We start from the raw sequence: 17,398 nt of genomic DNA, 5'->3' as shown, positions 1-17,398 counted from the left end.
GCGGGGCGAAAAAAAACCGGCGCAGATACGCCGGTTGGCTGAATGGGCAGTGCCATCCGTGGGGCGGCCGGTGGCCGCCCGTGCGTGCTTACGACGCGGAGTTGCTGCGACGCGGGCCGCCGCTGCGTTGACCGTCGCGGCGCGGGCCGCCGTCACGGCTGCCGCCCGGCTTGCCGCTCCAGCCGCCGCCATTGCCGCCGCCGTAGCTGCGGCCGTTGCCGCCATGACCGCCGCCCGGCTTGCCGCCGAAGTGTCGACCGCCGCCGTTACCGCCGCCCGGACGGCCGCGGCCGCCGGTGCCGCCGTTGCGCGGGGGTGCCTTGCGCGGCTCGAAACCTTCGATCACGTTGACCGGCAGCGGCGAGCGCACGAAGCGTTCGATGCGCTTGAGCGCGCCCTGTTCGGCGTGGTGCACGAGGCTCACCGCGGTGCCCGAACGGCCCGCACGGCCCGTACGGCCGATACGGTGCACGTAGTCTTCCGCGAACTTCGGCAGGTCGTAGTTGAACACGTGCGTGATGCCCGGGATGTCGATGCCGCGCGCCGCGACGTCGGTCGCGACCAGCACGCGCACACGGCGCTCGCGCAGCGCACGGATCGTGCGGTTACGCGCGCCCTGCGGCAGGTCGCCGTGCAGCGCGGCCGATTCGAAGCCTGCGTCGGCGAGACGGCCGGCGAGCTGGTCGGCGTCGATCTTCGTCGCCGTGAAGATGATCGCCTGGTCGAGCGCGTCGTCGCGCAGCAGGTGATCGAGCAGGCGATCCTTGTGATCGCGGTCGTCCACGTAGTGCACGGTCTGCGCGATGTTCGCGCGCGACTCGAGGCGCTGCTGGATCTCGATGCGCTCGGGATCCTTCAGCAGGCGGCTCGTCAGCGAACCGATCTTGCCGTCGAGCGTGGCCGAGAACAGCATCGTCTGGCGCGTCGCGGGCGTCGCGGCGACGATCGTTTCGATGTCGTCGATGAAGCCCATGTCGAGCATGCGGTCGGCTTCGTCGAGCACGAGCATCTTCAGCTCGGACAGGTCGATACGGCCGCGTTCGAGGTGATCGAGCAGACGGCCCGGCGTGGCGACCAGGATTTCGGGGTTCTTCGCGAGCAGCATCAGCTGCTGGCCGTAGGCGACGCCGCCGAGGATGCTGACCGTGCGCAGGCGCTTCAGGTGCTTGCCGTAGGTCGACGCGGCGGTGGTGACCTGCATCGCGAGTTCGCGGGTCGGCGTCAGCACGAGCAGGCCCGGGCGCGCGACGGGTTGCGGGCGGCGCGCACGGCGGTCGCCCTGGTTCGGTTCACGCGGCGCGCGCGGTTGCTGCGCCTGTGCCTTCTGGAGCTGCGCGAAACGTTCGATCGCGGGCAGCATGAATGCAGCGGTCTTGCCCGAACCGGTCGGGCTCGAGACCAGCAGGTCACGGCCGGCGATGCCGGCCGGAATCGCGCGCTGCTGGACCGGCGTCGGCTTCACATAGCCGGCGGCCTGCAGCGCGGAGACGATCTCCGGCGACAACCCGAGCGACGCGAAGCTCGGCTCGTCCGACGCCGGTTCGACCGCGGCCGGTGCGGCGGCGTCGTCGAGACCGAGCGCCTGGTCGGCGATCGCGTTGAGCGGGCTGGAGTTGATGCTCGAAGTCATAACAATCCTTGAAACACAGTGGGTGAAACGTCGGCGCCAATCGCGCATACCCAAGTCGTCGGATTCAGCGAGCAAATCGGGAAACGGGTGCAATCCGCCGAACCGTCGGCGGATGAGGCATTAGAAGCTGTTTTGGGTGCGGCGCGCTTCAGGAGCGGGGCCGCCAGCCTGATAAGTGACGACCGCGAAGGTCGAAGCAGGAGGGGACAGGTTCTAAACCGGATTGGAGCTTAACGCTACGAGGCGTCGGGCCGGAACGGCTTGCGAGCCGAGCGCGGAGATGACGCAGCCAGCATTATAAAGAGATTTGCTGCGCTGCGCCACTGATTTGATTGCCTATTGCGACCGGGGGCGGCCGAAGGCTATTCGGTCAGGATGCCGTGCCGTTCTTCAGCGATTCGACGAGTTCGATGTACTGCTGCTTTGCCGCATCCTGCGACGTGCCTTTCAGCGCATCCCATGCGTCGTACTTGTACTTGCCGACGATGTCGGTGAAGCCCGGCTTGTCGCCATGGGCGTCGCCGTCGGTCGCCTGCTTGAAGAGCGCGTACAGGCGCAGCAGGGTCAGGTTGCCCGGCCGTTCCGTCAGTTGCTTGACGTCGATCTGGGCCTGGTCGAATTGGGCGGTGAGTTCGCTCATCGGGTGTCTCCGTAAGGGTTTCAGGTCGGGCGATCTTAACAAGCGGACCGCCGCGCGGGGTCGAGCGATCCTTCCAAACCGCCGCCGGGCGTGCGCGTGCGCACGGATCGGGCCCGATCGCCCGTGGGAGCGGGGTGCCGCATTACAATGTCGCCCATGACGCAAACAGTGCTCCTCGCCATCGATACGTCGACCGAATACTGCTCGGTCGCGCTGCTGCGCTCGGCCCACGCCGATGACGCCGTTTCCATCCCGCAAACCTGGGTCCGCCACGAGCTGACGGGCGCCGTGTCGAGCACGCGCGTGCTGCCGGCAATCCAGGCGCTCTTCGCCGAATCGGGGCTGACGCTCGCCGATTGCGACGCGATCGCGTTCGGCGCGGGCCCCGGCTCGTTCACGGGCCTGCGCACCGCGACGGGCATTACCCAGGGGCTCGCGTTCGGGCGCGGGCTGCCGGTCGTGCCGATCGGCACGCTGCTCGCGTGCGCCGAGCACGCGCGGCTGCGCGCCCCCGGTACGACCCGCGTCCTCGCCGCGCTGGATGCGCGGATGGACGAAGCCTACTGGGCGGACTTCGCGTGGGACGAAAGCGCCGGCGACTGGCTCACGCTGCATCCGGCTTCGCTCGATGTACCGGGTGCGGTCGGCGTGCCCGACACGCCGTTCACGCTCGCGGGTAACGCGGCTGCCGCGTTCGGCGCGCAGTTGCCGGCCGCGGCGCACGCGGCCGTGATCGACGGCGACGCGATGCCGCACGCGCTGGCGGTCGCCCATGCCGCGCTGCGCGCGTTCCGCGCCGGCCGTACGGTGCCGGCCGACCAGGCCGCACCGGAGTACGTGCGCGACAAGGTGGCACAGACGACCGCCGAGCGCGTCGCGGCACGCGCCGCTCAGGCAGGCGGAGCGAAGGGATGACGGGCGTACTGCTGAGCGACCGCTACCTGGCGCCGATGACGGATGCCGATCTCGACGAGGTCGTCGCGATCGAGCACGTCGCGTACGAGTTCCCGTGGAGCCGCGGCAACTTCGAGGATTCGTTGCGCAACGGCTACCTGGGCGTGTGCCTGCGGCACGTGACGGGTTCGCTCGTCGGCTATTGCGTGCTGATGCCCGTGGTCGACGAGATGCACCTGCTTAATCTGTGCGTCGCGCCGGCCGCGCAGCGCGCGGGTGCCGGCCTTGCGCTGCTGCGCGAGGCCGTGCGCATTTCGCGCGCGGAGCGGCTCGACGGCGTGCTGCTCGAGGTGCGGCCGTCCAATCCGCGCGCGATCCATCTGTACGAGCGCTTCGGCTTCGTGACGATCGGCCGGCGCAAGAATTACTACCCGGCGAAGCATCACAGCCGGGAAGACGCGATCGTGATGCGTCTGACGCTGAACAAGGATGAGGGGGACGCGCATGGCATGGGCTGAAGCGGCGCTCGAGGAAATGGGCCTCGCGCAGATCTGGGTGCGGCGCGGGCAGGGCGTGAATGAAGGTGCGAACGCGGGTGCGGCAGTCGAAGCGCCCGCCGCGGCGCAAACGGGGGCGGAGAACGCCGCACCTGCCGTCGTTGCGACCGAGCGACCTGCGCGCACCGCGCGTACGCCAGTGCAAGACGAGGCGACGCCGGCAGTGGCGCGGAACGTCGATGTTCCGCCGGCTCGCGAGCCAGCCGCCCCGGCGCACCGCGTCGACGACGGCGATCGCGTGCCCGCGCGCGCCGCGCCGGTCGCATCGACCGACACGATGCCGCCGATGGACGATGCGCCGCCTGCCGGAGCCGACGATTTTGCGTGGTTCGATGCGGCGCCGCCGGGCGATCCCGCGCCGGCGGCCCCATTGCGACGCGCCGAAACCCCGGTTGCGACACTCGACTGGGACGCGCTGGCTGCGCGCGTGGCCGACTGCACGCTCTGCCGGCTGTGCGAGAAGCGAACGAACACCGTGTTCGGGGTCGGCGACCGCGAAGCGGACTGGATGCTGATCGGCGAAGCGCCGGGCGAGAACGAGGACAAGCAGGGCGAGCCGTTCGTCGGCCAGGCCGGCAAGCTGCTCGACAACATGCTGCAGTCGCTGGCGCTCCAGCGCGGCGACAACGTGTACATCGCGAACGTGATCAAGTGCCGGCCGCCCGGCAACCGTAACCCGGAGCCGGACGAGGTCGCGCGCTGCGAGCCTTATCTGCAGCGTCAGGTCGCGCTCGTGAAGCCGAAGCTGATCGTCGCGCTCGGCCGTTTCGCCGCGCAGACCTTGCTGAAGACGGATGCGAGCATCGCGTCGCTGCGCGGGCGCGTGCATGCGTACGAGGGCGTGCCGGTGATCGTGACCTACCACCCGGCATACCTGTTGCGCAGCCTGCAGGACAAGTCGAAGGCATGGGCCGACCTGTGCCTCGCACGCGACACGTTCCGGCGCGCGGAAGGCGCCGACGTGAACGGGCCGGCCGGGCAATGACGACGGGCGCGGCGTGCGCATTCGTCGATACGCTGCATGACGCCGCGGTTCGCGATCTGGGCTGGTTGCTTGCCAGCCCGAGCCTCCTCACCGCGGTACCGGGAGCGCCGCTTGCGCGCCCGTGGCCGGATGCGGCCGGGCAGTCGGCCGTCCACGCATGGCTCGCCGCGCTCGATGCGCAGCCCGGGCCGCTGCATCGCGCGCTCGACGGGTTCCGGCCCACCCGGCTCGGCCGCTACGCGGAATGCCTGCTCGAGTATTTCCTGACGCACGGCCCGTCGCTGCGGCTCGTCGCGGCCAATCTCCCGCTGCGCAGCAACGGCAAGACGCTCGGCGAAGTCGATTTTCTCGTCGACGCGCCGGGCGGTCAGCGCCTGCATTGGGAACTCGCGGTGAAGTGCTATTTGTGCGCGCCGGTACGCGACGGTGCATCGCTTGCCGACTTCGTCGGCCCCAATCTCGTCGACCGGTTCGACCGCAAGCGCAGCCGGCTGCTCGATCACCAGTTGCGCCTCGGCGAACACGACGGGTTCGCGCGGCTCGGCTACGGCGCGCCGTCCGACGCGCAGATGTTCATCAAGGGCTGGTTGTTCTATCCGCACGGCGAGCCGTTGCCGCCGGTGTCCGCCGAAATCGCGCCGGATCACCCGCGCGGATTCTGGCTGACGCACGCGCAGTGGCCGGCGTGGGCGGCCGCGCAGCCCGCCGGCGCCGCATGGAGTGTGTTGCCGAGGCTGGCGTGGCTGGCGCCGCGGCGTGCCGCCGCCGATACCGGATTCGAGCCGGAACCGCTGGCGGCCGCTCTGGAACTGCCGCCCGTGTTGACGACGCGCGAGGCCCCCGCGCTGATCGGTATTCATGAACAGGGCGGTGACGGCACCTGGCGCGAACGGGCGCGCGGGTTCGTCGTGCCGGACGACTGGCCGGTGCGCGCGCAGGCGTTCGCGGCGCAGGATCACTGACGTCGCGTCAGCCGGCGCTTACCACCAGCGATGGAAGTGATGGACGGGGCCGACGCCGTGGCCGACGTCGAGGTGGCCGCTCGCGGCGATCGCGCCGGTCAGGTAGGTCTTGGCTTCGCGCACTGCGCTTTCGAGGTCGGGCTGTTGCGGAAGCAGCGCGGCGATCGCCGACGACAGCGTGCAGCCGGTGCCGTGCGTGTTGCTGACCGGTACGCGTGCACCGTCGAGCCGCACGGTGCGCGCCGCTTCGACGAGCCAGTCGGGGCTCGCGGACGCGTCCGGCAGGTGGCCGCCTTTCATCAGCACGGCACGCGCGCCCGTCTGTAGCAGAGCCCGGCCTTGCCGGACCATGTCGTCTTCCGTGGTGGCGGGCACGTCGTTCAGCAGCGCGGCCGCTTCGGGCAGGTTCGGCGTCACGACCGTCGCGAGCGGCAGCAGCGCATCGCGCAACGCGTCGACGGCGTCGGGCGCCAGCAGCGCGTGCGAGCTCTTCGAGATCATCACCGTGTCGAGTACGACGAAGCGTGGCGCATAACGCCGCAGCGCGTCGGCGACCGCGTGCACGATCGCCGCATTCGCGAGCATCCCGATCTTGACCGCATCGATGCGGATGTCGCTGAACACCGCGTCGAGCTGTGCGGCCACGAACGCCGCGTCCGGCGCATGCACGCCCGTTACGCCGCGGGTGTTCTGGGCGGTCAACGCGGTGATCGCGCTGGCGCCGTAGGCGCCCAGCGCGGAGAACGTCTTCAGGTCGGCCTGGATGCCTGCGCCGCCGCCCGAATCGGAGCCGGCGATCGTCAGGATGTTGGGTATCGGGTGCGTCATCGGGGCAATGCGCCGGTTTGGAGACCGGCGCCGGCGGACGGAAACGGGAAGTGTAGCGTCAGTGCCGCGATTCGCCGATCAGCGCGACCGAGTCGAACTGGCGCTGGTTCGCCTGGTGGCGGCGCATCACGAGCCACATCGTCAGGCAGACGAACGTGCCGAACAGGACGATCACGACGCCGACCGGCACGTCGAGCCACACGAGCACCGCATACAGGCACAGCATCACGAGCACCGACAGGTTCTCGTTGAAGTTCTGCACCGCGATCGAGTGGCCGGCCGACAGCAGCACGTGGCCGCGATGCTGCAGCAGCGCGTTCATCGGAACCACGAAGTAACCGGACAGCGCGCCCACGCACATCAGGAAGATGTACGCGATGATCAGGTACACGGGCATGCGCAGGTGGCCGAAATGCACGGCCCAGTGCGGCGGGAACAGGTCGCGCGTGTAGAACGCCATCAGCATCACCGCGATGCCCATGACGATGCCGACGGGCAGCACGGTCAGCGACTTCTTCAACGGGATCCGGGCCGCGGCGGCGATTGCGCCGGCCGCGACGCCGACGGCGACCACGGCCTGGAGGATCGCGCCTTCCGACAGCGACATGCCGAGCGAGACTTCAGCCCACTTCAGCACGATGAACTGCAGCGTCGCACCTGCCCCCCAGAACAGCGTCGTGACCGCCAGCGAGATCTGGCCGAGCTTGTCGCGCCACAGCACCATGAAGCAGTCGGCGAAATCGGTGAGGAGCTTGACCGGGCCGCGTTCCTGCTTCGGGTAGCGGGCGCCGGTATCGGGAATGCGCAGGTTGAACAGCGCGGCGACCACGTAGATCGCCATGATGATCGCCATCGCCGCTTCGGCGGGCGTGCCGATCCAGGCGGGGGTGTGCGCGATCACGTGCGACGCGATGTGCGGGCTGATCAGCGCACCGCCGAGCACGGTGCCGAGGATGATCGAGCTGACGGTCGTGCCTTCGATCCAGCCGTTGGCGGCGACCAGCCGGTCGGCCGGCAGCAGCTCGGTGAGAATGCCGTATTTCGCGGGCGAGTAGGCTGCCGCGCCGAAGCCGACGATCCCGTACGCGATCAGCGGGTGGGCGCCGAACAGCATGATCATGCAGCCGACCACCTTGATCGAGTTGGTGATGAACATCACGCGGCCCTTCGGGCGCGAATCCGCGAACGCACCGACATACGCCGCCAGCACCACATAGGACAACACGAAGAACAGCTTCAACAGCGGTGTCATCCAGTTGGGGGCGTGAAGGTCTTTCAGCAGGGCGATGGCGGCGATGAGGAGCGCATTGTCGGCCAGCGACGAGAAAAACTGCGCGGCCATGATGGTGTAAAAACCTTTTTTCATCTGATGCGATGCTTTCGTCGCTGCGGCAGGGCCGCGTAGGCCGCCTGGTATGCGATCGGCTTATTCCGTTCGAAATGGGTTGTGCGCACGGCTTTATAACATGAAAATACGCCAGTTCGGACTAGCAAGATTCCCCGATCGTTCCGCAAGTTGTCGGCTTCAGTGCTCAAAAGGCGCGGTAAGCTGATGATTCGCAAGCGTCTTTACGTAAATTTCCCATGCCGCGCCCGATCTCCGCCACCATCCACACCGCCGCTCTCGCGAACAATCTCTCCGTCGTCCGCCGCTTTGCCGGCCCGTCCAAGGTCTGGGCGGTCGTCAAGGCGAACGCGTACGGGCACGGTCTCGCCCGCGCGTTTCCGGGCCTGCGCGGCACCGACGGCTTCGGCCTGCTCGACCTCGACGAGGCAGTCAAGCTGCGCGAGCTCGGCTGGGCCGGCCCGATCCTGCTGCTGGAGGGGTTCTTCCGCTCGACCGACATCGACGTGATCGACCGCTACAGCCTGACGACGACCGTCCACAACGACGAGCAGATGCGGATGCTGGAAACGGCGCGGCTGTCGAAACCCGTCAACGTGCAGCTGAAGATGAACAGCGGGATGAACCGGCTCGGCTACCTGCCGGAGAAATACCGCGCCGCGTGGGAGCGCGCCCGCGCGTGCCCCGGCATCGGCCAGATCACGTTGATGACCCATTTTTCGGATGCGGACAACGAGCGCGGCGTCGCCGAGCAGCTCGCGACGTTCGAGCGCGGCGCGGAAAACATCGCCGGCGCGCGCAGTCTCGCGAACTCGGCCGCCGTGCTGTGGCATCCGGACACGCATTTCGACTGGGTGCGCCCGGGGATCGTGCTGTACGGCGCGTCGCCGTCGGGGCTGTCGTCCGACATCGCCGACACGGGGCTGAAGCCGGCGATGACGCTCGCGTCCGAACTGATCGCGGTGCAGACGATCGCGAAGGGCCAGGCGATCGGCTACGGCTCGACGTTTTCCGCGCAGGCGCCGATGCGGATCGGCGTGGTCGCATGCGGTTATGCGGACGGTTATCCGCGGGTCGCGCCCGAAGGCACGCCCGTGATCGTCGACGGCATCCGCACGCGGATCGTCGGTCGCGTGTCGATGGACATGATTACCGTCGACCTGACCCCGTGCCCGCAAGCCGGCGTCGGCGCGCGTGTCGAGCTGTGGGGCAATGCATTGCCGATCGACGACGTCGCCCGCCATTGCGGCACGATCGGTTACGAGCTGATGTGTGCAGTCGCCGGCCGTGTGCCCGTGCGCGCGGAATAAGGGCATCGCGCGTGGCCAAACAGAAAACTGTATACGTCTGCAGCGAGTGCGGTGGACAGACCCCGAAGTGGCAAGGGCAATGCCCGTCGTGCCAGGCCTGGAATACGCTCGTCGAATCGGTTCCTGAAACGCCGTCGGCCCATCGTTTCCAGTCGCTCGCGAAGCGTGCGCCCGTGCAGCGTCTCGTCGACATCGAAGCAGCCGACGTGCCGCGCTTCTCCACCGGCATCGGCGAATTCGACCGCGTGCTCGGCGGCGGGCTCGTGCCGGGCGGCGTCGTACTGATCGGCGGCGATCCGGGTATCGGCAAATCGACGCTGCTGCTGCAATCGCTCGCGGACATCGCGAGCGAGCGGCGTGCGCTCTATATCAGCGGCGAGGAATCGGCCGCGCAAATCGCGTTGCGCGCGCAACGGCTTGCGCTGCTCGACGGCGGTGCGCCGGCAGACGAACTGAAGCTGCTTGCCGAGATCCAGCTCGAGAAGATCCAGGCCGCGATCGACACGGAGCGGCCGGACGTGGCCGTGATCGACTCGATCCAGACCGTCTATTCGGAAGCGCTCACGTCGGCCCCCGGCTCCGTCGCGCAGGTGCGCGAATGCGCGGCGCAGCTCACGCGCATCGCGAAGCAGTCGGGCACCGCGATCATCATGGTCGGGCACGTGACGAAGGAAGGCAATCTGGCCGGCCCGCGCGTGCTCGAGCACATCGTCGACACGGTCCTGTACTTCGAAGGCGACACGCACTCGTCGTTCCGGCTCGTGCGCGCGTTCAAGAACCGCTTCGGCGCGGTCAACGAACTCGGTGTGTTCGCGATGACGGAGCGCGGGCTGCGCGGCGTCGCGAATCCGTCCGCACTGTTCCTGTCGCAGCACGAGCAGGTCGTGCCCGGCTCGTGCGTGCTCGTTACACAGGAGGGCACGCGCCCGCTGCTCGTCGAAGTCCAGGCGCTCGTCGACACCGCACACGTGCCGAACCCGCGCCGGCTCGCGGTCGGCCTCGAACAGAACCGGCTCGCGATGCTGCTCGCGGTGCTGCACCGTCATGCGGGCATCGCGTGCTTCGACCAGGACGTGTTCCTCAATGCGGTGGGCGGCGTGAAGATCACCGAGCCGGCCGCCGACCTCGCGGTGCTGCTCGCGATCCATTCGTCGATGCGCAACAAGGCGCTGCCGAAGGGGCTGATCGTGTTCGGCGAAGTCGGGCTGGCGGGCGAGATCCGGCCGTCGCCGCGCGGGCAGGAGCGGCTGCGCGAGGCCGCGAAGCTCGGTTTCACGTCCGCGTTGATCCCGAAGGCGAATGCGCCGAAGCAGCCGATCGAAGGGCTGAACGTGATGGCCGTCGATCGGCTCGAGCAGGCGATCGACCGCGTGCGCGATCTCGAGTGACCGGCTGCACGGGCACGCGGGCCGGGCCTGCCGGCGATCTGGCGCGTAATTCGTTGTAAAGAATATGTAGGCTTCTGTAACCCGCCGGACATCGCTTTTCCCTATCCTTTGCCGGATTGTCGAACCGCGCAATGCGAAGGGAACCTATGTTGAAATCCTATGGGGAAGCGCCGGGCGGACGCCTTTACAACCTGCGCGGCTGCCGCGTGTCGGAGCCGATTCGGCAACCCTGGGGCGGTGGATGCCGGATCGTCGAATGGATCGACGAAGAGGGGCGTCTCGCGCGCAAGGTCGTGTCCGAGGACGTGACGGAAGCGGAAGTCGCTGCCGCGATCCGGCGGCCGACCGAAGGGCGCCGGTACCTGATGGGCGACGACGAGCAGATGCCGCGCGATACGCTGCCGCGCCGCTGAGCCGGCAGCCTGGCGGATGGCCGGCGAACCGGGTGACGACGGTAGTGAATGAACAGGCCGGGACCGTGCGCCCGGCCTTGTCGCATCCGGGCCCGAAGAAGGACGGATGGGCCTGTCGAGGTGTCGCGATATCAAGGTGCTGCGGTCCCGAGGCAGCCGGCACGCCGGGCTGGCGTACCGGCCGGTTGTGCCGCGACAGCGGTCAGCCGATCTGCTCGAGCTCTTCCTGCGCGGCAAGCCAGTCGGCCTCGACCGTCTCGAGACGCGTGTTGACGTCCCCGAGCTTGCGGATCGCATCGGTCAACTCCGTCTTGCGCTCGGCGTCGTAGCTCGCCGGATCTGCGACGAATGCGTCGAGGCGTGCCTTCTCCGCGTGCAGCGTCTCCATTTCCTTTTCGAGCTTCGTGATACGCGTCTGCAGCGGCTTCTTCAGCACCGACAGGCGCTGCCGTTCCTCGGCGGCCTGACGCTTCTGGTCCTTGCGGTTGGCCGCGGCACCCGCGGCCGACGAAGCCGCGCTGTCCGCCTTCGCGGCGGCGCGCTGCTCGGCCGCGTGCTGCAGCAGCCAGTCGCGGTAGTCGTCGAGGTCGCCGTCGAACGGCTGCAGCCGGTGTTTCGCGACCAGCATGAACTGGTCGGTCGTCGCGCGCAGCAGGTGGCGGTCGTGCGAGACGAGGATCAGCGTGCCCTCGAACTGCGCGAGCGCCATCGTCAGCGCATGGCGCGTTTCGAGGTCGAGGTGGTTGGTCGGTTCGTCGAGCAGCAGCAGATTCGGCTTCTGCCAGATGATCAGCGCGAGCGCGAGGCGTGCCTTTTCGCCGCCCGAAAACGGCCCGACCGGGCTGGTTGCCATGTCGCCGGAGAAGTTGAAGCCGCCGAGGAAGTCGCGCAGTTCCTGCTCGCGCGTGTCGGGCGCGAGCCGCGCCAGATGCGCCAGCGGCGAATCGTCCTCACGCAACGTTTCGAGCTGGTGCTGCGCGAAATAGCCGATCGTCAGCCCCTTGCCGTCGCGGACGTGCCCCGACAGCGGTGCGAGCGTGCCGGCCAGCGTCTTGATCAGCGTCGACTTGCCCTGGCCGTTCGCGCCGAGCAGGCCGATGCGCTGGCCGTTCTGGATCGACAGCGCAACGCGCTCGACGATCGGGATCTCCGCTCCGCCGTCGGCGTGGTAGCCGCAGCGGACGTCTTCCATCACCATCATCGGGTTCGGCGCGGCATCGGGCGTGCGGAATTCGAACGTGAACGGCGACGCGATGTGCGCGGGCGCGATCAGCTCCATCTTCTCGAGCGCCTTCATCCGGCTCTGCGCCTGCTTGGCCTTGGTCGCCTTGGCCTTGAAGCGGTCGACGAAGCTCTGCAGGTGCTCGATCGTCTTCTGCTGCTTTTCGTAGGCGCTTTGCTGCAGCGCCAGTTGCTGCGCGCGCAGCACTTCGAACTGCGAGTAGTTGCCGCCGTAGCGCTTCACCTGGCGGTTTTCCAGGTGCAGCGTGACATTGCAGATCGAATCGAGGAATTCGCGGTCGTGCGAGATCACGACGAGCGTGCCGGGGTAGCGGTGCAGCCAGTCTTCGAGCCAGACGATCGCGTCGAGGTCGAGGTGGTTCGTCGGTTCGTCGAGCAGCAGCAGGTCGGAGCGGCACATCAGCGCCTGCGCGAGATTCAGGCGCATGCGCCAGCCGCCGGAGAAGCTGGCGACGGATTCGCGCGTCTGCGCGAGCGTGAAGCCGAGACCGAGCAGCAGCGCCTCGGCACGGGCCGGCGCGGTGTAGCCGTCGGCGTCGGCGAACGCCGCGTGCGCGTCGGCTTCGGCGGCGCCGTCATGCGCGGCAGACGCGGCGGCGATGCGCGCCTCGATCTCGCGCAGCGCGGCGTCGCCGTCGAGCGTGTAGTCGAGCGCCGAGCGGTCGACGGCGGGTGTTTCCTGCGACACGTGGGCGATCCGCCACGACGGCGGCATCGAGAAATCGCCGCCGTCGGAGTGCAGCTCGCCGCGCAGGACCGAGAACAGCGTCGACTTGCCGGCGCCGTTCGCGCCGATCAGGCCGGCTTTCTCGCCGGGATTGAGTACGAAGGAGGTCGACTCGAACAGCGGCTTGGTGCCGCGCGCAAGGCTGAACTGATTGAAACGGATCACGGCGGAAATGACTGGCCAAAACCGCTATTCTAGACTGCGCGCCGCCTGCGCCGGGCATTGGCCGTTCGGCGGATGCCGCAATGGCGCAATTTCGCCTAGACTCCACGTCGATCCGGTTTCGTAAAAGGAGTGCCCGATGTCCACCCTGTATTCGTTCAGCGCAGAGACGCTTGCCGGCGCGCCGGCCTCGCTCGACGCGTATCGCGGCAAGGTGCTGCTGATCGTCAACACCGCGAGCGAGTGTGGTTTCACGCCGCAGTACGCGGGCCTGCAGAAGCTGTACGACCAGTACGCGGCGCGTGGCTTCTATGTGCTCGGCTTTCCGTGCAACCAGTTCGGCAAGCAGGAGCCCGGCGACGCCGCGCAGATCGGCGCGTTCTGCGAGCGCAATTACGGCGTCACGTTCCCGATGTTCGCGAAGATCGACGTGAAGGGCGACCATGCGCATCCGCTGTACCGCTACCTGACCGATGAGGCGCCCGGCATTCTCGGCCTCAAGGCGATCAAGTGGAACTTCACGAAATTCCTGATCGATCGCGAAGGGCGCATCGTCAAGCGCTATGCGCCGTCCACCAAGCCGGACGAAATCGCCGCGGATATCGACAAGCTGCTGTGACGGCTGCCGGCGGCGTTCGCGGCGCCGGTGCGGGTCGCCCGCCCGCCGCCGCGGTCCCGGCCGTCAGAGGATCGGCGCGAACAGCCGCGCGACGTGCATCGCGATGCGTCGCCAGGCAGGCGAGCGGCGGTATTCGTTCGCATCGACCTCGTACGCCTGTGCGAAGTCGGCAACGAGCATCGTCTCGACCTCGTCGGCGAATGCGCGGTCGACGGTCAGCACCATGATCTCGAAATTGAGGCGGAACGAGCGGTTGTCGAGATTCGCGCTGCCGATCGCCGCCGCGATGCGGTCGATCAGCACGACCTTCTGGTGCAGGAAGCCGGGCCGGTAGCGGAATACCTTCACGCCTGCATCGATCAGATCGCGCGCGTACAGCTTCGACGCCTCGAATACCACGTAGTGATCGCGCCGGCTCGGAATCAGGATGCGCACGTCGACGCCGCGCATGACGGCGAGCTTCAGCGCGGAGATCACGGCTTCGTCGGGAACGAGGTACGGCGTGGTGATCCAGACCCGTTCGCGCGCGGCGTTGATCGCCTCGACGAAGAACAGCGAGCCCGTCTCCTGCTTGTCGGCCGGCCCCATCGGCACGGCGAGGCAATGCATGTTGTCGCCCGGCTGCGCGGGCGGCGGCATCGCGAGCGGCGGCAGCTTCTGCGTCGCCCAGTGCCAGTCTTCGGCGAACACGTACTGGATGCTCGCGACCACGGGGCCGCGTATCTCGATGTGCGTGTCGCGCCACGGCGACAGGCGCGGCTTCGCACCGAGATATTCGACGCCGACGTTGTGGCCGCCGACGAACGCGCGATTGCCGTCGACGACGACGATCTTGCGGTGGTTGCGGAAATTGAGCTGGAAACGGTTGACGAACTTCCGGTTGGTCGCGAACGGATGCACCTCGACGCCGCCCCGGCGCAATGTGTCGACGTAGCTGTGCGGCAAGTCGAAGCTGCCGATGCTGTCATACAGGAGGCAGCAGCGCACGCCGGCTGCCGCACGCGCGAGCAGCGAGTCGCGCAGCATCCGGCCGAGCGCATCGTCGCGCACGATGAAGAACTGCACCACCACGTAATCGCGTGCGGCGTCGATTGCGGCCAGGATCGCCGAGAACGTCGCATCGCCGTTCACGAGCGTGCGCACCGAATTGCCGCCGAGGAACGGCATGCCGCCGAGCCGCGTGAGCGCGAGCACCGCGGCCGGGCCGATCGCGTCGGCGGCCGGCCCGTCGGTCGCATCGGTGCTGAGCCAGGGCGAGCGGGGTGTGTGCATGCGCAACATTTCCAGCTCGTGGCGCCTGGCGTCGACGTAGCCGGAGAACTTGCTGCGACCGAGGAACAGGTACGGAACGAGCGTCAGGTACGGCATGGCCGCAAGCGAGACGGCCCATGCGATCGCGCCTTGCGACGTGCGCGTGTTCATGATCGCGTGGCACGCCGCGACGATCCCGAGCACATGGATGGTCAGGATCAGGGTGCCGAGATGTAGCCAGTCGAGGGTCATGGGCGCGTGACGGACTCCTGAGGTCGCGCGGCCGGGCGGCCGCCTACGCGCATCTTACCCAACCGTGCGGCGCAATGGTGCGCCGCACGGCGGGCGAGCCGGAAAGGCTCAGGCCTTGCGCGGCAGGTCGGACGCCTGGATCAGGAAGACGGCGTCGTCGCCCGCGCTGGTGGGCAGCCACGTGAGTTCGAGGCCGCCGAACGCGGCTTCGACGTTCTCGCGCTCGTTGCCGATCTCGACGACGAGCACGCCGTCGTCGTGCAGCCAGCGATGGGCTTCGGCGACGATGCGTCGCACGATGTCCATCCCGTCATCGCCGCCCGCGAGCGCCATCTCCGGCTCGTGACGGTACTCGGGCGGCAGTGCGGCCATCGACGACGCATTCACGTACGGCGGGTTCGTCAGGATCACGTCGTAACGCGTGCCCGGGTCGGTGCGGAACGCGGGCAGCGGCGCGTAGAGGTCGCCGCGGTGCAGTGCGACGCGGTCTTCGAGGCCGTAGTCGCGCACGTTGATCTCGGCGACTTCGAGGGCCTTGTCGGACAGGTCGACCGCGTCGATCTCGGCATTCGGGAACGCGCTCGCCGCGAGGATCGCGAGGCAGCCCGAGCCCGTGCACAGCTCGAGCACGGCGCCGACCTGTTCGGGATCGGCGACGTACGGCTGCAGCCCGTCGTCGAGCAGTTCGCCGATGAACGAGCGCGGCACGATCACGCGTTCGTCGACGTAGAAGCGATGGCCATGCATCCAGGCTTCATGCGTGAGGTACGCGGCCGGCACGCGGTCGGTCGCGCGCCGTTCGATCACCGCGAGCACGGCCGCGATTTCGTCGGGCAGGAGCCGTGCGTCGAGGAACGGCTCGAGCGTGTCGAGCGGCAGTTCGAGCGTGCGCAGCACGAGGTAGGCCGCTTCGTCGTACGCATTGTCGGAGCCGTGGCCGAACGCGAGCTTCGCCTTCGAGAAGCGCGTGACCGCGTAGCGCAGCAGGTCGCGAACAGTGGCAAAAGGTGTCGTCATGCGAGGCTCCATCAGGCGATCAGTTGTTCGAGCACGCGGCGGTACACGTTCTTCAGCGGATCGATGAAGCGCACTTCGATGTGCTCGTCGATCTTGTGGATGCTGCCGTTCGGCGGGCCGAACTCGATCACCTGCGGGCAGATGCGCGCGATGAAACGGCCGTCCGACGTGCCGCCCGTGGTCGACAGCTCGGTCGTGATGCCCGTTTCGGTGCGGATCGCGTTTTCCAGTGCGCCCGACAGCTCGCCGCGCGGCGTGAGGAACGGCAGGCCGCTCACCGACCACTTCAGCGTGTATTCGAGGCCGTGCTTGTCGAGAATCGCGTGCACGCGCGCCTGCAGGCCCTCGACCGTGCTCGCGGTCGAGAAGCGGAAGTTGAACAGCAGGTCGGCATGGCCGGGGATCACGTTGGTCGCGCCGGTGCCGGCGTGCAGGTTCGACACCTGCCAGGTGGTCGGCGGGAAGTATTCGTTGCCTTCGTCCCACTGCTCGGCGGCGAGCTCGGCGAGCGCCGGCGCGAGCAGGTGGATCGGGTTCTTCGCGAGGTGCGGATAGGCGATGTGGCCCTGTACGCCCTTGACGACCAGTTCGCCCGACATCGAGCCGCGGCGGCCGTTCTTGACGACGTCGCCGAGTTCGCGGGTCGACGTCGGTTCGCCGACGATGCAGTAGTCCATGCGTTCGCCGCGCGCTTCGAGCAGCTCGACGACCTTCACGGTGCCGTCGGTGGCGGGGCCTTCCTCGTCGCTCGTGATCAGGAACGCGATCGCGCCGCGGTGGCCGGGGTGTGCCGCGACGAATTCCTCGGATGCGACGACGAACGCCGCGAGCGATGTCTTCATGTCGGCCGCGCCGCGGCCGTACAGCTTGCCGTCCCGATGGGCGGGGATGAACGGCGGCGAGCTCCATTGCTCGAGCGGGCCGGTCGGTACGACGTCGGTGTGGCCCGCGAAGGCGAGCAGCTTGCCGTCGCGGCCGTCGGCGCCGCGCTTGACGGCCCACAGGTTGGTCACGCCGTGCGACGCGATGGTCTCGCATTCGAAGCCGAGCGCGGCGAGGCGCTCGGTCAGGATCTGCTGGCAATGCTGGTCGTCGGGCGTGACGGACGCGCGGGCGATCAGCTGTTCGGTAAGAGCTAGGGTGGCGGACATGGTTCGGACCACTTTCGATAAAAAA

General features: G+C 68.2%; 16 protein-coding genes. 8 read left to right on the top strand and 8 right to left on the bottom strand.

The features are described 5' to 3' along the window. Positions 1–88: 88 nt before the first annotated feature. Both APZ15_RS15200 and APZ15_RS15195 read right to left on the bottom strand, forming a co-directional pair. A complete protein-coding gene (locus tag APZ15_RS15200; protein WP_027787069.1) occupies positions 89–1,630 on the bottom strand; it encodes a DEAD/DEAH box helicase in 1,542 nt (513 codons plus the stop codon). 370 nt (positions 1,631–2,000) lie between these two features. After that, positions 2,001–2,270: an acyl-CoA-binding protein gene (locus APZ15_RS15195; protein WP_011352486.1), complete on the bottom strand. Its 270-nt coding sequence runs from the start codon at positions 2,268–2,270 to the stop codon at positions 2,001–2,003. Positions 2,271–2,417: 147 nt separating this feature from the next. Here APZ15_RS15195 and tsaB point away from each other — a divergent pair, with 147 nt between their 5' ends. Genes tsaB through APZ15_RS15175 form a run of 4 tightly spaced genes read left to right on the top strand, consistent with a single transcriptional unit; the run spans position 2,418 to position 5,668 of the window. Then, positions 2,418–3,185, top strand: a complete 768-nt coding sequence (tsaB, locus tag APZ15_RS15190; RefSeq protein WP_027787070.1) for a tRNA (adenosine(37)-N6)-threonylcarbamoyltransferase complex dimerization subunit type 1 TsaB — start codon at positions 2,418–2,420, stop codon at positions 3,183–3,185. Next, positions 3,182–3,682 (top strand): ribosomal protein S18-alanine N-acetyltransferase, encoded by a 501-nt coding sequence (gene rimI, locus APZ15_RS15185; protein WP_021159081.1) that lies wholly within the window; start codon positions 3,182–3,184, stop codon positions 3,680–3,682. The genes tsaB and rimI overlap by 4 nt, the downstream gene beginning before the upstream one ends. After that, positions 3,669–4,706: a uracil-DNA glycosylase gene (locus APZ15_RS15180; RefSeq protein ID WP_027787071.1), complete on the top strand. Its 1,038-nt coding sequence runs from the start codon at positions 3,669–3,671 to the stop codon at positions 4,704–4,706. The genes rimI and APZ15_RS15180 overlap by 14 nt, the downstream gene beginning before the upstream one ends. Beyond that, positions 4,703–5,668, top strand: coding sequence for a DUF1853 family protein (locus APZ15_RS15175; protein ID WP_027787072.1), 966 nt, complete (start codon positions 4,703–4,705; stop codon positions 5,666–5,668). Before APZ15_RS15180 ends, APZ15_RS15175 begins: the two co-directional genes overlap by 4 nt. An 18-nt stretch (positions 5,669–5,686) precedes the next feature. On the opposite strand, the gene thiD is transcribed toward APZ15_RS15175, so the two are convergent. Further along, positions 5,687–6,496, bottom strand: a complete 810-nt coding sequence (gene thiD / locus APZ15_RS15170; RefSeq protein WP_027787073.1) for a bifunctional hydroxymethylpyrimidine kinase/phosphomethylpyrimidine kinase — start codon at positions 6,494–6,496, stop codon at positions 5,687–5,689. A 58-nt stretch (positions 6,497–6,554) separates the two neighbouring features. Then, complete coding sequence (lplT, locus tag APZ15_RS15165; protein ID WP_027787074.1) at positions 6,555–7,862, bottom strand: lysophospholipid transporter LplT; 1,308 nt, start codon at positions 7,860–7,862, stop codon at positions 6,555–6,557. Between the two features lie 218 nt (positions 7,863–8,080). On the opposite strand from lplT, the gene alr reads away from it, so the two are divergent. From alr to APZ15_RS15150, 3 genes are all read left to right on the top strand, one after another. Continuing rightward, entirely contained in the window at positions 8,081–9,151 is a 1,071-nt protein-coding gene (alr, locus tag APZ15_RS15160; protein WP_021159086.1) for an alanine racemase, read from the top strand. An 11-nt stretch (positions 9,152–9,162) separates the two neighbouring features. Continuing rightward, positions 9,163–10,539 carry a DNA repair protein RadA gene (radA, locus tag APZ15_RS15155; RefSeq protein WP_027787075.1) on the top strand — a complete coding sequence of 459 codons (1,377 nt, stop codon included), beginning with the start codon at positions 9,163–9,165 and terminating at the stop codon, positions 10,537–10,539. A gap of 146 nt (positions 10,540–10,685) precedes the next feature. Next, the gene (locus tag APZ15_RS15150; protein WP_021159088.1) at positions 10,686–10,952 is read left to right on the top strand and encodes a DUF2866 domain-containing protein; all 267 of its coding nucleotides are present in this window, start codon (positions 10,686–10,688) and stop codon (positions 10,950–10,952) included. Between the two features lie 202 nt (positions 10,953–11,154). Here the strand turns inward: APZ15_RS15150 and APZ15_RS15145 are convergent, their stop codons facing one another. Continuing rightward, entirely contained in the window at positions 11,155–13,086 is a 1,932-nt protein-coding gene (locus tag APZ15_RS15145) for an ATP-binding cassette domain-containing protein (RefSeq protein WP_027787076.1), read from the bottom strand. 136 nt (positions 13,087–13,222) lie between these two features. Between APZ15_RS15145 and APZ15_RS15140 the strand changes: the two genes are divergently transcribed. Further along, the gene (locus tag APZ15_RS15140; RefSeq protein WP_027787077.1) at positions 13,223–13,702 is read left to right on the top strand and encodes a glutathione peroxidase; all 480 of its coding nucleotides are present in this window, start codon (positions 13,223–13,225) and stop codon (positions 13,700–13,702) included. Positions 13,703–13,765: 63 nt separating this feature from the next. Here the strand turns inward: APZ15_RS15140 and cls are convergent, their stop codons facing one another. The 3 genes from cls to dapE form a co-directional block, all read right to left on the bottom strand. After that, positions 13,766–15,205, bottom strand: a complete 1,440-nt coding sequence (cls, locus tag APZ15_RS15135; RefSeq protein ID WP_027787078.1) for a cardiolipin synthase — start codon at positions 15,203–15,205, stop codon at positions 13,766–13,768. Between the two features lie 108 nt (positions 15,206–15,313). Continuing rightward, positions 15,314–16,222, bottom strand: coding sequence for a 50S ribosomal protein L3 N(5)-glutamine methyltransferase (gene prmB, locus APZ15_RS15130; RefSeq protein ID WP_027787079.1), 909 nt, complete (start codon positions 16,220–16,222; stop codon positions 15,314–15,316). Between the two features lie 11 nt (positions 16,223–16,233). Beyond that, a complete protein-coding gene (dapE, locus tag APZ15_RS15125; RefSeq protein WP_027787080.1) occupies positions 16,234–17,373 on the bottom strand; it encodes a succinyl-diaminopimelate desuccinylase in 1,140 nt (379 codons plus the stop codon). Positions 17,374–17,398 lie beyond the last annotated feature (25 nt).

It is taken from the genome of Burkholderia cepacia ATCC 25416 (assembly GCF_001411495.1).
GTDB classification, from domain to species: Bacteria; Pseudomonadota; Gammaproteobacteria; order Burkholderiales; family Burkholderiaceae; genus Burkholderia; species Burkholderia cepacia.
This window is presented reverse-complemented; position numbering and strand designations above follow the sequence as displayed.

What these genes read in the sequence shown, in the direction of transcription:
- APZ15_RS15200 (WP_027787069.1), bottom strand. Translation starts at nt 1,630, where the DNA reads ATGACTTCGAGCATCAACTCCAGCCCGCTCAACGCGATCGCCGACCAG.
- lplT (WP_027787074.1), bottom strand. Translation starts at nt 7,862, where the DNA reads ATGAAAAAAGGTTTTTACACCATCATGGCCGCGCAGTTTTTCTCGTCG.
- prmB (WP_027787079.1), bottom strand. Translation starts at nt 16,222, where the DNA reads ATGACGACACCTTTTGCCACTGTTCGCGACCTGCTGCGCTACGCGGTC.
- cls (WP_027787078.1), bottom strand. Translation starts at nt 15,205, where the DNA reads ATGACCCTCGACTGGCTACATCTCGGCACCCTGATCCTGACCATCCAT.
- thiD (WP_027787073.1), bottom strand. Translation starts at nt 6,496, where the DNA reads ATGACGCACCCGATACCCAACATCCTGACGATCGCCGGCTCCGATTCG.
- APZ15_RS15180 (WP_027787071.1), top strand. Translation starts at nt 3,669, where the DNA reads ATGGCATGGGCTGAAGCGGCGCTCGAGGAAATGGGCCTCGCGCAGATC.
- alr (WP_021159086.1), top strand. Translation starts at nt 8,081, where the DNA reads ATGCCGCGCCCGATCTCCGCCACCATCCACACCGCCGCTCTCGCGAAC.
- APZ15_RS15150 (WP_021159088.1), top strand. Translation starts at nt 10,686, where the DNA reads ATGTTGAAATCCTATGGGGAAGCGCCGGGCGGACGCCTTTACAACCTG.
- dapE (WP_027787080.1), bottom strand. Translation starts at nt 17,373, where the DNA reads ATGTCCGCCACCCTAGCTCTTACCGAACAGCTGATCGCCCGCGCGTCC.
- APZ15_RS15140 (WP_027787077.1), top strand. Translation starts at nt 13,223, where the DNA reads ATGTCCACCCTGTATTCGTTCAGCGCAGAGACGCTTGCCGGCGCGCCG.
- APZ15_RS15195 (WP_011352486.1), bottom strand. Translation starts at nt 2,270, where the DNA reads ATGAGCGAACTCACCGCCCAATTCGACCAGGCCCAGATCGACGTCAAG.
- tsaB (WP_027787070.1), top strand. Translation starts at nt 2,418, where the DNA reads ATGTCGCCCATGACGCAAACAGTGCTCCTCGCCATCGATACGTCGACC.
- rimI (WP_021159081.1), top strand. Translation starts at nt 3,182, where the DNA reads ATGACGGGCGTACTGCTGAGCGACCGCTACCTGGCGCCGATGACGGAT.
- APZ15_RS15175 (WP_027787072.1), top strand. Translation starts at nt 4,703, where the DNA reads ATGACGACGGGCGCGGCGTGCGCATTCGTCGATACGCTGCATGACGCC.